Origin of the sequence: Streptomyces sp. 2323.1, assembly GCF_900221035.1 — a bacterium.
In the GTDB taxonomy this organism is placed as follows: Bacteria; Actinomycetota; Actinomycetes; order Streptomycetales; family Streptomycetaceae; genus Streptomyces; species Streptomyces sioyaensis.
Window position 1 is genome coordinate 1,543,011 of sequence record NZ_LT907981.1, and the last position, 13,434, is coordinate 1,556,444.

14 protein-coding genes are annotated in these 13,434 nt (G+C 71.2%); 5 read left to right on the top strand and 9 right to left on the bottom strand.

The features are described from left to right. Nucleotides 1–202: 202 nt before the first annotated feature. Nucleotides 203–1,000 carry an IclR family transcriptional regulator gene (locus tag CPH93_RS06040; RefSeq protein WP_093486320.1) on the top strand — a complete coding sequence of 266 codons (798 nt, stop codon included), beginning with the start codon at nucleotides 203–205 and terminating at the stop codon, nucleotides 998–1,000. Nucleotides 1,001–1,029: 29 nt separating this feature from the next. Here CPH93_RS06040 and CPH93_RS06045 read toward each other — a convergent pair whose 3' ends face one another. Further along, a complete protein-coding gene (locus CPH93_RS06045; RefSeq protein WP_231977197.1) occupies nucleotides 1,030–1,350 on the bottom strand; it encodes a DUF5955 family protein in 321 nt (106 codons plus the stop codon). 580 nt (nucleotides 1,351–1,930) lie between these two features. Between CPH93_RS06045 and CPH93_RS06050 the strand changes: the two genes are divergently transcribed. The 3 genes from CPH93_RS06050 to aceB all read left to right on the top strand — a co-directional run bounded on the left by CPH93_RS06050 (nucleotide 1,931) and on the right by aceB (nucleotide 4,785). Then, nucleotides 1,931–2,155, top strand: coding sequence for a hypothetical protein (locus CPH93_RS06050; RefSeq protein ID WP_006602240.1), 225 nt, complete (start codon nucleotides 1,931–1,933; stop codon nucleotides 2,153–2,155). 44 nt (nucleotides 2,156–2,199) lie between these two features. Next, nucleotides 2,200–2,877, top strand: a complete 678-nt coding sequence (locus CPH93_RS06055) for a nucleotidyltransferase family protein (protein ID WP_096212193.1) — start codon at nucleotides 2,200–2,202, stop codon at nucleotides 2,875–2,877. A gap of 279 nt (nucleotides 2,878–3,156) precedes the next feature. After that, nucleotides 3,157–4,785, top strand: a complete 1,629-nt coding sequence (aceB, locus tag CPH93_RS06060) for a malate synthase A (protein ID WP_096212194.1) — start codon at nucleotides 3,157–3,159, stop codon at nucleotides 4,783–4,785. A 123-nt stretch (nucleotides 4,786–4,908) separates the two neighbouring features. Here aceB and CPH93_RS06065 read toward each other — a convergent pair whose 3' ends face one another. Then, entirely contained in the window at nucleotides 4,909–6,348 is a 1,440-nt protein-coding gene (locus CPH93_RS06065) for a M20/M25/M40 family metallo-hydrolase (protein WP_331716982.1), read from the bottom strand. A gap of 156 nt (nucleotides 6,349–6,504) precedes the next feature. On the opposite strand from CPH93_RS06065, the gene CPH93_RS06070 reads away from it, so the two are divergent. Continuing rightward, nucleotides 6,505–7,107 carry a TetR/AcrR family transcriptional regulator gene (locus CPH93_RS06070; protein WP_096212195.1) on the top strand — a complete coding sequence of 201 codons (603 nt, stop codon included), beginning with the start codon at nucleotides 6,505–6,507 and terminating at the stop codon, nucleotides 7,105–7,107. An 86-nt stretch (nucleotides 7,108–7,193) separates the two neighbouring features. Here CPH93_RS06070 and CPH93_RS06075 read toward each other — a convergent pair whose 3' ends face one another. The 7 genes from CPH93_RS06075 to CPH93_RS06105 form a co-directional block, all read right to left on the bottom strand. Further along, the gene (locus tag CPH93_RS06075; RefSeq protein ID WP_096212196.1) at nucleotides 7,194–8,633 is read right to left on the bottom strand and encodes a nucleobase:cation symporter-2 family protein; all 1,440 of its coding nucleotides are present in this window, start codon (nucleotides 8,631–8,633) and stop codon (nucleotides 7,194–7,196) included. A 290-nt stretch (nucleotides 8,634–8,923) separates the two neighbouring features. Then, nucleotides 8,924–10,327, bottom strand: coding sequence for an 8-oxoguanine deaminase (locus CPH93_RS06080; protein WP_096212197.1), 1,404 nt, complete (start codon nucleotides 10,325–10,327; stop codon nucleotides 8,924–8,926). Nucleotides 10,328–10,645: 318 nt separating this feature from the next. After that, nucleotides 10,646–11,593 carry a factor-independent urate hydroxylase gene (gene pucL / locus CPH93_RS06085; protein ID WP_093486308.1) on the bottom strand — a complete coding sequence of 316 codons (948 nt, stop codon included), beginning with the start codon at nucleotides 11,591–11,593 and terminating at the stop codon, nucleotides 10,646–10,648. 7 nt (nucleotides 11,594–11,600) lie between these two features. Beyond that, nucleotides 11,601–12,008: a hydroxyisourate hydrolase gene (uraH, locus tag CPH93_RS06090; protein WP_093649238.1), complete on the bottom strand. Its 408-nt coding sequence runs from the start codon at nucleotides 12,006–12,008 to the stop codon at nucleotides 11,601–11,603. Beyond that, nucleotides 12,005–12,517: a 2-oxo-4-hydroxy-4-carboxy-5-ureidoimidazoline decarboxylase gene (uraD, locus tag CPH93_RS06095; RefSeq protein WP_093486304.1), complete on the bottom strand. Its 513-nt coding sequence runs from the start codon at nucleotides 12,515–12,517 to the stop codon at nucleotides 12,005–12,007. The genes uraH and uraD overlap by 4 nt, the downstream gene beginning before the upstream one ends. A 212-nt stretch (nucleotides 12,518–12,729) precedes the next feature. Then, nucleotides 12,730–13,128, bottom strand: a complete 399-nt coding sequence (locus CPH93_RS06100; protein WP_093486302.1) for a helix-turn-helix domain-containing protein — start codon at nucleotides 13,126–13,128, stop codon at nucleotides 12,730–12,732. After that, nucleotides 13,125–13,394, bottom strand: a complete 270-nt coding sequence (locus tag CPH93_RS06105) for a hypothetical protein (protein ID WP_096212198.1) — start codon at nucleotides 13,392–13,394, stop codon at nucleotides 13,125–13,127. The genes CPH93_RS06100 and CPH93_RS06105 overlap by 4 nt, the downstream gene beginning before the upstream one ends. Nucleotides 13,395–13,434 lie beyond the last annotated feature (40 nt).

Consider the following 13,434-nt stretch of genomic DNA (forward strand, 5'->3'; position numbering starts at 1 on the left):
TCTGTCCACTGGCGCCACCGGGAGCGCACGGCCGGCAGTCGGCCCGGGGGTTCACAGCCTGGGACAAAGAGGGCCTGACCGGCGGGAACGAGTACGCAAGACGCCGTGTGCCACGGTAAGGGGACCGGTAGGCTTCTCCGATCGGGCCCGGCGCCCGTCAGCCCTGCCGAGACCGATCCGCCCCGCCCGAAAGGAACGCGACGTGCCGTCGTCCAGCGCCAGCACCTCCGCCGCCGAAGCCAAGCCCGCCGGCGGCGGTGTCCAGTCCCTTGAGCGCGCCTTCGACCTGCTCGAGCGGATGGCCGACGCCGGCGGCGAGGTCGGTCTGAGCGAGCTCTCCAGCAGCAGCGGACTGCCGCTGCCCACCATCCATCGACTGATGCGCACCCTCGTCGCCTGCGGCTACGTCCGCCAGCAGCCCAACCGCCGCTATGCACTCGGCCCCCGGCTGATCCGGCTCGGCGAGAGCGCCTCGCGTCTGCTGGGCACCTGGGCCCGGCCGTTCCTGGCCCGCCTGGTCGAGGAGACCGGCGAGACCGCCAATATGGCGCTGCTCGACGGCGACGAGATCGTCTATGTCGCGCAGGTTCCCTCCCGGCACGCGGTACGGATGTTCACCGAGGTCGGCCGGCGGGTGCTGCCGCACTCCACCGGCGTCGGCAAGGCCCTGCTGGCCCACCACTCGCCGGAGGAGGTCCGCGCGCTGCTCGGCCGTACGGGCATGCCCGCCGCGACCGAGAAGACCATCACCGACCCGGACCGCTTCCTCGAAGCACTCGCCGATGTCCGCCGCCTCGGCTACGCGGTCGACGACAACGAGCAGGAGATCGGCGTCCGCTGCCTCGCCGTGCCGGTGCCCAACTCCCCCACCTCTGCGGCGATTTCCATCTCGGGTCCGACGGGCCGGGTGTCGGAGGCCGCGACGGACAAGATCGTGCCGGTGCTGCAGGACGTCGCGGCCCAGTTGTCGGTGGCGCTGGCGAACCAGGCGCCGGCGTAACGCGCGCCGGGCGGCGGCTCGGCACCCCCTCAGCGGGGGCCGGGCAGCTCGCCGAACCGGTCGATGCCCTCACGCACTTCGGTCAGCGCGGGCGAGAGCGCGCTGACCGAGCCGACCGCCCCGGCGATCAGCAGCAGCGAGCGACGCAGCCGGGGCACCTCGGGCAGGCCGTGACTCACCATCGCGTCCAAGGCGGCCAGCTCGTCGTCCGCCGCCGCCCGGTCCAGCAACTCCCCTGGAAGGACGGCTAGTTGGCGGCGCAGCCGCGCCACCGCTCCGCGTAGCTCATGGACCCGGGGGTCACCCTCGACCCCGGTCGTTCGCCTGTCACTCTGCAGCTGTTCCACCACGACGGCGTCCTCCGTGGCCGTTGCCCGACCCGCGATGCCGGACAGTTAACGCCACTCTGTGCTCCTCGCGCCATACAGAGAGCGAAAAAAACCGATCACTGGCGGGATTCGTGCGGCGATCGTACGGCCGGCGCACCCGGCAGATGCGCGGCTCGTACGCCCGCTCACGCCTCTGACCTCAGGAAACGTAGTCGCGGGGCAGGTTGACCCTCTTGTAGTCGACCGGATCCGGGGCCTGTTGCGGGGCGACGGGGGTACGGGTCCCGTCATCCGGGACTCTGGGGCGCGTCCGCGGCGGGGAGGAACGGTATCCGGCCACCGGCCGCACCATGACCTCGCCGGCGAGGAAGGGGCGGCCTTGACCGAAGAGCCGCTTTCGCCATGGACGTTGACCCCCTCGGCACCCCCGGAACGGGTCCGCCCCGCAATGCCCGAATTCGGCTTGATCATGCGTCAGCACATGCGTTCCCCATGACACCCGATGGCGTGGGCACACCCGATACGAGGCGTATGGCAGGGCACGATGGAGCATTCTCCCTTTCAAGGAAATATCCGGCATATCACTGGATCGGAGAATGCCATGGAACCCCACTCCGGCCCCGACACCGGCTCGAACCAGCGTCGGGTCAGCGTCGTACAACTCATCTGCCGCGCGTACGGCCTGTCCGATGCCTCCGAGATCACGCTGGAGCACATAGACCGTTATGTCGCCGAGCAGCGGCGCGTGGAGGAGCGCACGCATCAGCTGCGCGAACGGTTCCGGCCGCACATTCCCCGCCCCCGCGCGTCGGACGACGCCGCCTGACCCGGCGGGCCATGCTCCACGGTGCCATGAGGTATGCAGTCCCCATGGCACCGACAGCACCGAGAGATCCGGGCGAACAGCCGCTCCACGCCCGGCCGGACGCCCCTGAGGGGGCCCGGGAAGCCGGGCGGCCCGGAGGGCGGGTAGCCGGTCTGCTGCTCGCCGCGGGTGGCGGGCGGCGTCTTGGGGGACGGCCCAAGGCGCTGCTCGACCACCGCGGCCGGCCGCTGGTCGAGCACGCCGCGCGGGCCCTGCGGCAGGGCGGCTGCGACCCCGTCCACATCGTGCTGGGCGCATCGGCCGAGGCCGTACGCGAGCGGGCCGAGCTCTCCGCGTACCGCATCCGGTACAACCCGGACTGGGCCCAGGGCATGGGCTCGTCGCTCCGGGTGGGCCTGGCCGCGCTGGCCGGCTCGGGGGCGGACGCGGTCGTGGTGTCCCTGGTGGACCAGCCGGGCATCGGCGCCGCAGCGGTGGCGCGGGTGGTGGCGGCGTACGACGGCAGCAGCTCGCTCGCCTCCGCCGCCTACGACGGCCGGCGCGGCCATCCGGTGCTCTTCGGCGCCGACCGCTGGCCGGACATCGCCGCCACCGCAACGGGCGACCGCGGTGCGCGCGCCTACCTCCAGCAGCATGCGGCCGCCCTCACCCTGGTCGAGTGCGCCGATGTCGCGGAGCCGTACGACATCGACACTCCGGAGGATCTGCGCCGATTGGAGTGACCCTGCGCGCCGGCAGGCACTCGCCCGCCGCGGGAGCGGGAGTAATGGAGAGTGACCGTCGTGGCACCGGGAGCCATTCGATCAGTGGGTGTGTCGACCCGGAGAATCTCGACATCAACAAACCATTGAAGTTCCGCGATAAGGAAACTAGTCTCCACTGGTCAGAAGCGCCCTGAACCCAGACGGCGCCCGCGACCGTCCCCCGGGGCCCGCGGCACCCCGTGCCGCCCGGCGCCCCCGGCGGCCGCCGGGCACCGCCGATGAATGGAGTGACAGCTCATGTCCGCACCAGCGCCGTCCCCGCTGGCCATCGTCGAAGTCGACCCCGCGCACACCCCCGAACGGCAGGGCGAGGTCCTCACCGACGCCGCGCTCACCTTCGTCGCCGAACTCCACCGACGGTTCACCCCGCGCCGTGACGAGCTGCTCGCCCGCCGCGCCGAGCGCCGGGCCGAGATCGCCCGCACCAGCAGCCTGGACTTCCTGCCGGAGACCGCGCAGATCCGCGCCGACGACAGCTGGCAGGTCGCCGAGGCGCCCGCCGCGCTCAACGACCGCCGGGTGGAGATCACCGGCCCCACCGACCGCAAGATGACCATCAACGCGCTCAACTCGGGCGCCAAGGTCTGGCTCGCCGACTTCGAGGACGCCTCCGCCCCGACCTGGGAGAACGTCGTCTCGGGTCAGCTGAACCTCATCGACGCCTACGAGCGCCGCATCGACTTCACCGACCCGGCCTCCGGCAAGTCCTACGCCCTCAAGCCCGCCGAGGAACTCGCCACCGTCGTGATGCGGCCGCGCGGCTGGCACCTGGACGAGCGGCACCTGCAGTTCGAGGGCCGGCCGGTCCCCGGCGCGCTGGTCGACTTCGGCCTCTACTTCTTCCACAACGCCAAGCGCCTGCTGGACCTCGGCAAGGGACCGTACTTCTACCTGCCGAAGACCGAGTCCCACCTGGAAGCCCGCCTCTGGAACGAGATCTTCGTCTTCGCCCAGAACTACGTCGGCATCCCGCAGGGCACGGTGCGCGCCACCGTCCTCATCGAGACCATCACCGCCGCATACGAGATGGAGGAGATCCTCTACGAGCTGCGCGAACACGCCTCGGGCCTGAACGCCGGGCGCTGGGACTACCTCTTCTCGATCGTCAAGAACTTCCGTGACGGCGGCGCCAAGTTCGTCCTCCCCGACCGCAATGCGGTCACGATGACGGCACCGTTCATGCGCGCCTACACCGAACTCCTCGTCCGCACCTGCCACAAGCGCGGTGCGCACGCCATCGGCGGCATGGCGGCCTTCATCCCCAACCGCCGGGACCCCGAGGCCAACGAGCGGGCCCTGGCCAAGGTCAAGAACGACAAGGACCGCGAGGCCGGCGACGGTTTCGACGGCTCCTGGGTCGCCCACCCCGACCTGGTCCCGATCGCCCGCGCCTCCTTCGACGCGGTGCTCGGCGACCGGCCGAACCAGAAGGACCGGCTCCGCGAGGACGTCGACGTCAAGGCCGCGGATCTGATCGCGATCGACTCCCTGGACGCCAAGCCCACCTACCAGGGCCTGATCGACGCCGTTCAGGTCGGCACCCGCTACATCGAGGCCTGGCTGCGCGGGCTGGGCGCCGTCGCCATCTTCGGCCTGATGGAGGACGCCGCCACCGCCGAGATCTCCCGCTCCCAGATCTGGCAGTGGGTCGACGCCGGTGTCGTCTTCGAGAACGGGGAAAAGGCCACCGCGGAGCTGGTGCGCCGGGTCGCCGCGGAGCAACTGGCCGCGATCCGCGCCGAGGTCGGCGAGCAGGCCTTCACCTCCGGCCGCTGGCAGCAGGCCCATGACCTGCTGCTCCGGGTCGCCCTGGATGCGGACTACGCGGAGTTCCTGACGCTGCCGGCGTACGAGCTGCTGCGCTGAGGGCTTCGCCCGTCACACCTGGGGGCCGGTGCGGACCGCTGTTGTGCGGTGCGTACCGGCCCTTCGTGCTGCGCTCGGGCGGACCGCTCCTCGCGTGCAGGACGCAGCCTCGATGACGACCCGTCATCTCAGCTCCTCGCACGGTGAGTCGCTGCGTACTCGGCCATGAAGGCGGCCTCGGCGAGCAGGGCGCCGCGCAGTTCGGACACCAGCACCCGTTCGTTGGGGCCGTGCAGACCGCAGAGGCTGTCCTCGGCGCCGAAGAGCAGGATCTCGGCGTCCGGTACGGCCCTGGCCAGGCCGTTGACCAGCGGCACGGATCCGCCGGACGCGGCGCGTACGGGGTCGGTGCCCCAGGCGCGGCGCAGGGCGGTGCGGGCGGCGCGGTAGGCGGGTCCGTCGGCGGCGGCTTCGTAGCCGGGTCCCGCGTCGCCCGGAGTGACGGTGAGCGGGATGCCGTACGGGCGCAGCCGTTGCAGATGGCGGATGAGGGCGGCCTGCGCCTCGCGTGGGTCCTGCCGGGGGTGGACCCGGAGGTTCAGCTTGGCGCGGGCGTACGGGACCCACCGCGGCGGCGGCACGGTCGACGGGCGGCGCGTCCAGGCCGATGACGGTGACGGCGGGGCCGCTCCACAGCCGTTCGCCGAGGCCGCCGGAGCCGAGCAGCGGGGTGCCGTGCGGGACCCCGGCCACCTCGCGGAATTCGTCGTCGGTGAAGGCGCTGCCGTCCCACGGTTCGCGGTGCAGGCCCTCGACGGCGACATCGCCGTGCACGTCGTGCAGGGTCGCCAGAGCCTTGAGCAGGACGAGCAGCGCGTCGGGGGCGGCGCCGCCGTACGCGCCGCTGTGCACGGCGGCGCGGAGGGTGCGGACCTCGGCGAAGACCACGGCGGAGCCGCGCAGGGCGGTGGTCAGGGTGGGGGTGCCGGGGCGGATGTTGCCGGTGTCGGCGATGATCATCGCGTCGCAGGCGAAGAGGTCGGGCTCGGTGGGCGGGTAGTCGTCGAAGGCGCTGCCGTACTCCTCCTGTCCCTCGAAGACGATCCTGATGCCGACCGGCGGACGGCCGCCGTAGGCCCGCAGCGCACCGATGTGGACCATGAGGTTGGCCTTGTCGTCGGCGATGCCGCGGGCCCGGATGCCGCCCTCGATGTCGGTGGGTTCGAAGGGCGGGGAGTCCCAGAGCCGCTCCTCACCGGGCGGCTGGACATCGTAGTGGCCGTAGAGGAGGACGGTGGGGGCCTCGGGGGTGGGCGGTGGGAGGCTGCCGGTGATGACGGGCGCGGTGCCGGGGAGGTTGAGCTCGCCGATGTCGGCCACCCCGGCGTCCCGGAGCAGGGCGACGAGCAGGTCGCGGGCCTGTAGCACCGGTTCGGGGGAGAAGCCGGGGAAGGCGATCGACGGGATGGCCGCGAGCCGCTTGAGGTCGGCGCACACGCCGTCCATCAGGGCGTCGACGGTGGTCTCCAGAGCGCCGTCGGCCGCGCGGGCGCGGCGGAAGGGCGGGTCGCCGGCGTTCTCGTGCACCGCGGAACCCCTCTCCGCGGCGTCGTCGCCGCGCACACATGGACCATCTGACTGCCTGTCAGGGCCGGTGCAGCATATCCGGGATAGCTCAGTAAATGCCGATATGCGAGCGAGGGCGCGTGCCACTATGTCTATAGTGTCTCGGCCCCTGCACAAGCAGGACGAACAGGCACGGCACGAAGGGCGCGCGGCGTGGCACGACGGCGGGAGCAGGTCCTGGACGCGGGGATCCAGGTACTGGGGAGCGAGGGCGCGCGGCGCCTGACCTATCAGGCCGTGGACGCCGCGGCAGGGGCTCCGTCGGGCACCGCCTCCAACTACTTCCGCAACCGGGCGGCACTGATCGACGGCATCGTCGACCACCTCCAGGAGCTGGAGCGCCGCGACTGGGAGGCCTTCGCCGCGGCGGCCGCCCCGGCCGATGCCGGTGAACTCGCCGATGCCGTCGGCCGGTTCCTGCGGTACGCGACCGGCCCCGAGCGCGCCAGGACCGCCGCCCGCTTCGCGCTTTACCTGGAGGCCACGTCCCGGCCCGAGCTCCGCCCGGCGCTCACCCGCGGACGGGAGGCCGTCGTCGGCTGGGGCGCGGAGTGGCTGCGGCGCTTCGGCTCGCCGGCGCCGCGGCGGCACTGCGGGATCCTCCTCGACTACATGGACGGCGTCGTTTTCCGGCAACTCGCCTTCCCTGACGAGGACTTCGACCCGGTGGACGGGATCCGCGAGCTGCTGTCCGGGCTGCTGGACGGATCCCCGCACGACCGAGAGGCGTACGGCGGGAGCCACCGCACCGGCTGACGCCACACCCTCCCTCGCACAGCCCCACGGCCCGCATGAAAGCCGCAGTTGCCGCTCTCCTACGGGCCGTTGCCGTTGTTCCGGCGTCAGTGGGCAGGCGCCGCCGCGGGCTCCCCGGCGCCGCCCTCGGTGGCGAGGCGCGCTGGTGGCGCGACCTCCGGATCGCCGGGGGCTCCGGTATCCGGCGCCGTTTCCGCGTCCCGGCTGCCGAAGTGGTTGAAGGCCAGGTTGAGGACGATGGCGACCAGACAGCCGGTGCTGATGCCGGAGTCCAGGACGACCAGCAGGTCCTTGGGGAGGGCGTGGTAGAAGTCCGGCGCGGCGATCGGGATCAGCCCGATGCCGACGGCCGCCGCGACGATCAGGGCGTTGTCGCCCTTCTCCATGGCGGCGGAGGCCAGCGTCTGGATGCCGCTGGCGGCCACCGAGCCGAACAGCACGATGCCGGCCCCGCCGAGGACCGGCAGCGGGACCAGCGAGATCACCGAGGCGGCCACCGGACACAGGCCCAGCACGATCAGGATCAGCCCGCCGGTCGCCACGACGTAGCGGCTGCGCACCTTGGTCATCGCGACCAGGCCGATGTTCTGGGCGAAGGCGCTGTTGGCGAAGCCGTTGAACAGCGGGCTGAGGGCCGTGCCCAGGGTGTCGGCGCGCAGTCCGCCCTCGATGGTGCGCTCGTCCGCCGGACGGCCGACGATCTTGCCGAGGGCGAGCATGTCGGCCGTCGACTCGGTCATACAGACCAGCATCACGATGCACATACTGACGATCGCGGCGATGTCGAACTGCGGGGCACCGAAGTGGAACGGCGTCGGGAAGCCGATCAGGGAAGCCTTGCCGAGGGCCGCGAAGTGGGTGATCCCGACGGGTATCGCGATCAGCGTGCCGGCGACCAGCCCGAGCAGGATCGCGATCTGCTGGAGGAAGCCGCGCAGCGCCCGGCGCAGCACCAGCACGATCACAAAGGTCAGCGCGGCCATCCCGATGTTGGTCAGCGAACCGTAGTCGGGGGCCTGCGGATTGCCGCCCTGGGACCAGTTGAAGGCCACCGGCAGCAGCGAGACGCCGATCAGGGTGATGACGGTGCCGGTGACCACCGGCGGGAAGAACCGTACGAGCTTGGAGAAGTACGGGGCGAGGAGGAACCCCAGCACACCGGCGACGATCACCGCGCCGAAGATGACCGGCAGCGCGTGACCGGGGCTCTGGGACTTGCCGATGGCGACCATCGGGGTGACGCCGGCGAAGGAGACGCCGTTGACGAACGGCAGCTTGGCGCCGACCTTCCAGAACCCCAGCGTCTGCAGCAGCGTCGCGATGCCCGCGGTGAACAGGCTGGCGCCCATCAGGAACGCGGTTTCGGTGGCGCTGAGCCCGCAGGCCGGGCCCACGATCATCGGCGGGGCCACCACACCCGCGTACATCGCGGCCACGTGCTGGAGGCCGCTGGTGAACAGCTTCAGGGGCGGGAGGGTCTCGTCAACGGGGTGTTTCCGGTCCCCCTCCGGCTTCTGCCCGGTCATTGCGGCCACTGCGGGCCTCCTTCGTTTTCTGCGTCGCCGGGGCCGGCGATGCGAGGCTGTCACGGAGGTCTTGCCTGTGGTGCGTGGTGGTGGCCGCCTGGTGAGCGGTGCTGCGTGCGGGTGCGCTTGTGGCGCGTGGACGGCGGCGGGGCCGACCGTCCCGGGGGTGCGGGCAGATCCCGTACCCCCGGGTCCGGCGCTTGTGGATCCCGCTCGGATCCACAAGCCCGGCCGGGAGCCGTCCCTCCCGGCCGAGTCAGGGGTCGTCGGCCGCAGGACCGCGCCGGGGGTCAGTCCCCGGCGGCGATCCGGGCCAGACGCTGCGCCTCGGCCCGGGCGGTGCGGGCGAGGGCGTCCTCGTCGACGTTGCTGAGGTGGTTGTCCTCGACGACCGGCCGGCCGCCGACGAGGGAGAGGGTGACCGGTGCGGGCGGGCCGAAGACCAGCGCGGTGACCGGGTCGGCGATGGAGGAGTGGCCGAGGCCGTCCAGCTTCCACAGCACCAGGTCGGCGAGCTTGCCGGCCTCCAGCGAACCGATCTCGGCGGTCCGGCCGAGGACCTGCGCACCGCCGTAGGTGCCCAGCCGGAGCGCCTTGCGGGCGTTCAGCGCGGCCTCCCGGTGGGCGCCGAGGCGGTTGATCAGCAGGGCGTTGCGCAGCTCGGTGTGGAGTTCGCCGGACTCGTTGGAGGCGGTGCCGTCCACGCCGAGGCCGACCGGGACGCCGGCCGCGAGCATGTCGGGGACGCGGGCGATTCCGGCCGCGAGGCGGGCGTTGGAGGACGGGCAGTGCGCCACGCCGGTGCCGGTGCGGGCGAAGGCGGCGATATCGGAGTCGTTCATGTGGACGCAGTGCGCCATCCACACGTCGTCACCGAGCCAGCCGGTCGACTCGAAGTAGTCGGTGGGGCCCATGCCGAACAGCTCGTGGCAGAACTTCTCCTCCTCCACGGTCTCCGAGCCGTGGGTGTGCATCCGTACGCCCTTACGGCGGGCCAATGCGGCGCCGTCCCGCATGAGTTCGGTGGAGACGGAGAACGGCGAGCAGGGCGCGGCGGCGATGTGCACCATCGAGCCGAAGGAGGCGTCGTGGTGCTTGTCGATGGCCTCCTCGGTCGCCAGCAGCGCGCCCTCGGTGGTCTCGACGGCGAAGTCCGGGGGCAGCCCGCCGTCCTTCTCGCTGCGGTCCATGGAGCCGCGGGCCAGGGTGATCCGGGCGCCGATCTCGGCGGCGGCGGCCAGTTCGGCGCCGACGAGGTCGCCGGAGCCGCGGGGGAAGACGTAGTGGTGGTCGGCGGCGGTGGTGACGCCGCCCTTGACCATCATGCCGAGCGAGCCCTGGGTGGCCGCGGCGAGCATCGGGGCGTCGATCCGCGCCCAGGTCGGGTAGAGCGCGACCAGCCAGTTGAACAGGTTGTGGTCGGTGGCCAGCCCGCGGGTGAGCCACTGGTAGAAGTGGTGGTGGGTGTTGACCAGTCCGGGCGTGAGCAGATGGCCGGTGCCGTCCACCCGGCGTACGACGCCCGGCATCCCCTCGGGCGCCTTGCCCGCGCCCACCGACTCGATGACGTTGCCGGCGACCACCACATGGCCGGTGGCGTACTCGGTGTCCTGGGCGTCGACGGTCGCGAGGGCACAGTTCTCGATGACGAGGCGCTGCGTCACCGCGCCGTCAGGGGATGCCGATGCAGCCATGGTGCTTTCCTTCTTTCGGTTCCGGCATGGGGGTCCCCCTGGACGAGGCAGGTCCCCCCGCTCGCACGACGTCGCGAGCGGGGGACGGTCGGAGTCCCAGGGGGAGGGCACGGCATGGCCCTACGGAGTTGAGTGCCGGAGCCGGGCGGGACGGCTGACAGGGCCGCCGCCCGTGGGGTGCTCCGGGTGCCGAGTGCGGGGAAGAGCAGCGGGAGCGGGAGCGGGTGTGCGGTTGCTGTGCCATAGGTCGCTCCCCTCGGGGTGCGTGCCCCTCCCCGCTGCGGGACGGGGAGCGGGCACGGCGTGGCGTCGGGACGCTCAGAGGTTGGTCAGATCCACGGGGATCCGGGCTTCGACACCGTCGCGCAGGACGGTGGCTTCGATCAGGCCGTACGGGCGGTCCGCCGCGTAGTAGACAGCTCCGTCGGCGGTGTCGTTCTTGATTCCGAACGGCTCCAGATCCACCAGGAAGTGGTGCTTGTTCGGGAGGGAGAAGCGGATCTCGTCGATCTCGGAACGATGGTTGATCACGCGCGAGCCCATCTGGTACAGCGTCTGCTGGAGCGAGAGGCTGTAGGTCTCCGCGAAGGCCTGCAGGATGTGCTTCTTGACCTGCTCGTACGAACGCTCCCAGCCGGGCATCCGCTGCTCGTCGTCGGTCCAGTTGAACCGCCAGCGGGCGGACACCTCGGTGGCCAGGATGCGGTCGTAGGCCTCCTTCAGGGTCGTGTACTTGTCCTTGATGTAGCCCCAGAACTCCGAGTTGGTGGAGTTCATCACCACCAGGTCCTTGAGACCGGAGATGACCTGCCACTGCTCACCGTCGTAGGTGATCTCGGTCAGCCGGGTCTCCTGGCCCTTGCGGACGAAGGAGTGCTTGACCTCGTCGGAGCCGATGAAGCGGGAGTTGGCGTCGGAGCCGGCGATCCGCTCCCAGGCGTACTCCTCGATCCGGATGCGGGCCCGGTGGATCGGCTCCTGGCTGGTGACGAAGTGCCGGGCCAGATGGATGCCGAACTGCTCGGCCGACTCGATCCCGTACTCCTTGGCGAAGGCGTAGACGGTGTTCTTGGTCGTGTCGGTGGGCAGGCAGTGCGCGTTGGAGCCGGAGAGGTGGACCTCTTCCAGGTCGCCGGAGAGCGAGACCGAGACGTTGAGGTCCTTGATGTGGTGGGTGTCCCCCTCGCGGGTGATCTTGACGACGCGGTTTTCCGCTTTGCCGTACTGGTTCTGGCCGAGCATCACCGGGCGGGAATGGGCAGTCATGTCGGTGCTAGCTCCCTCGGTATACGGAGTAGCCGAACGGGTTGAGCAGCAGCGGTACGTGATAGTGCTCGCCCGGAGCGACGGCAAAGGTGATTGCCACCTCCGGGAAGAAGACTCCGCTGTCCCTTGCGCGGGGGGCGTCCTGCTGTTCCTCGGCTTGCTGGTGTGCCTTGCTGGATACGAAGTACTCCTCGACGGCGAAGTCGAGGCGCACATGGGTGGTGCCGTCCGGCAGCGCCGGCAGGTCCTTGCAGCGTCCGTCCGCGTCGGTCGTGGACGCGCCGTGGGCGGTCCAGGCGCCGGCGCTGCCGGAGCGCACCGAGAGCGTGAGGGCGACACCCTCCGCGGGGCGGCCCACGCTGGTGTCCAGGATGTGCGTGGACACCGACGCCGGTGCTGCCGTCTCGCTGCTCATGCTGCGTCTCCTTCTGCGTGCTCCGCGATCCGGGTCAGACGAATGCGGTTGATCTTGCCGAGCTCCACCCGGACGATCTCTCGTTCCTGTTCCGGCGTGTTGTCGATCCGGTGCCGGGCCGCATCCCGCATCTGCTCACCGGTGCGGCCGGAGGCGCAGATCAGGAAGGTGTGCCCGAACTTGTCCTGGTAGGCCAGGTTGAGTTCGAGCAGCTCCGCCTTGAGCGCGGCGGAGGCGCCGGCCATCCCGCTCTGCTCACGGTGCGAGGTCGGGTCTCCCGGCTTGGGCCGGCCGATGGGCGGGTGCCCGGCCACCGCCTCCGCCAGATCGTCCGCGGTCAGCTCGGCCATGGCGGCGTCGCTCGCGGCGCACAGGGCGTCGGTGGTGGCGTAGGGGCGCCCGGCGAGAATCCGGTCTCCCCACGCCCGGCTGGCACACACCTCGTGCAGTGCGGACCGGGCCGCCTCGTCGTCGGCGGTGTTGAGCCGGCTGAGCCCCGGCGGGGGCACGGGGGTGTCCCCCGTCGAGCGCGGTGAACTCGAAGACACGGGAAGCCTCCGTGGGCTGGTGGTGCGGACAGCTCTGGTTGGCTGGAAACAGCTAAGACCCCCGGCAACACCACGTCAACACTTTGTTGAAAACTCGGCGGCACAAAAGCCACCGTCGGGTGATTCCGGACGGGAATGCTGCCCCGCTCGTCCCGTCGCTCGCCCCGCCCCCGCTACTCGCCTGCCGCCTGCACCCCGGGCTCCCGGGCGGCGTTTTCCCTGTTCAGGTAGTTGTAGACGGTGAAGCGGCTGACACCGAGGGCGGTCGCGACCGTTTCGACGCCATGGCGGACCGAGAAGGCGCCCCGGGACTCCAGGATGCGCACCACCGACTGCTTGGTCTTGCGGTCCAGCTCCGCCAGCGGCTTGCCGTGCCGACGCTGGAGCTCGATGAGGATGTGGTCGAGGGACTCGGACAGATGGGGGAGGCGCACGGCCACCCGGTCCTGCCCCTCCCAGGTCAGCACGACGTCATCGCCCTGGGCCTGGTCCGGTGCGACCAGCCGGCCGCCCATCGCATCGACCAGCGGCTTGACGGCCTGGACGAACGGGTGGTCGGCGGGCTCCGTCACGTCGTCTCCCCCTCGCCGCGGCCGGCGTCCGCGATCACATTGACCTGGAGGGAGACCCGGGTGGCGCCCGCCTGCAGGGTCTCCCGCAGCAGGGCATTCACCGCACCGAGCACCTGGTCCGCGTCGCCCTCGGCCGTATTGCCGAACGGGCCGACGTCGACGGCGTCCAGTGCGGCGCCCGTGACGACGTCCCGCGCCACCACCGCATGCGGGGGCGCCTCGTCCAGATCGAACGGCTCCGTCGTGAACTCCACTCTCAATCGCACGTCGCTCAACCTACGCGCGGTTCGGCCCGGCCACCAGAAA

Bases quoted from the DNA above. Each gene is read 5' to 3' on its own strand.
- CPH93_RS06050 (WP_006602240.1), top strand. From the start codon at position 1,931: ATGGAACCCCACTCCGGCCCCGACACCGGCTCGAACCAGCGTCGGGTC.
- CPH93_RS06055 (WP_096212193.1), top strand. From the start codon at position 2,200: ATGGCACCGACAGCACCGAGAGATCCGGGCGAACAGCCGCTCCACGCC.
- aceB (WP_096212194.1), top strand. From the start codon at position 3,157: ATGTCCGCACCAGCGCCGTCCCCGCTGGCCATCGTCGAAGTCGACCCC.
- CPH93_RS06075 (WP_096212196.1), bottom strand. From the start codon at position 8,633: ATGACCGGGCAGAAGCCGGAGGGGGACCGGAAACACCCCGTTGACGAG.
- CPH93_RS06080 (WP_096212197.1), bottom strand. From the start codon at position 10,327: ATGGCTGCATCGGCATCCCCTGACGGCGCGGTGACGCAGCGCCTCGTC.
- pucL (WP_093486308.1), bottom strand. From the start codon at position 11,593: ATGACTGCCCATTCCCGCCCGGTGATGCTCGGCCAGAACCAGTACGGC.
- uraH (WP_093649238.1), bottom strand. From the start codon at position 12,008: ATGAGCAGCGAGACGGCAGCACCGGCGTCGGTGTCCACGCACATCCTG.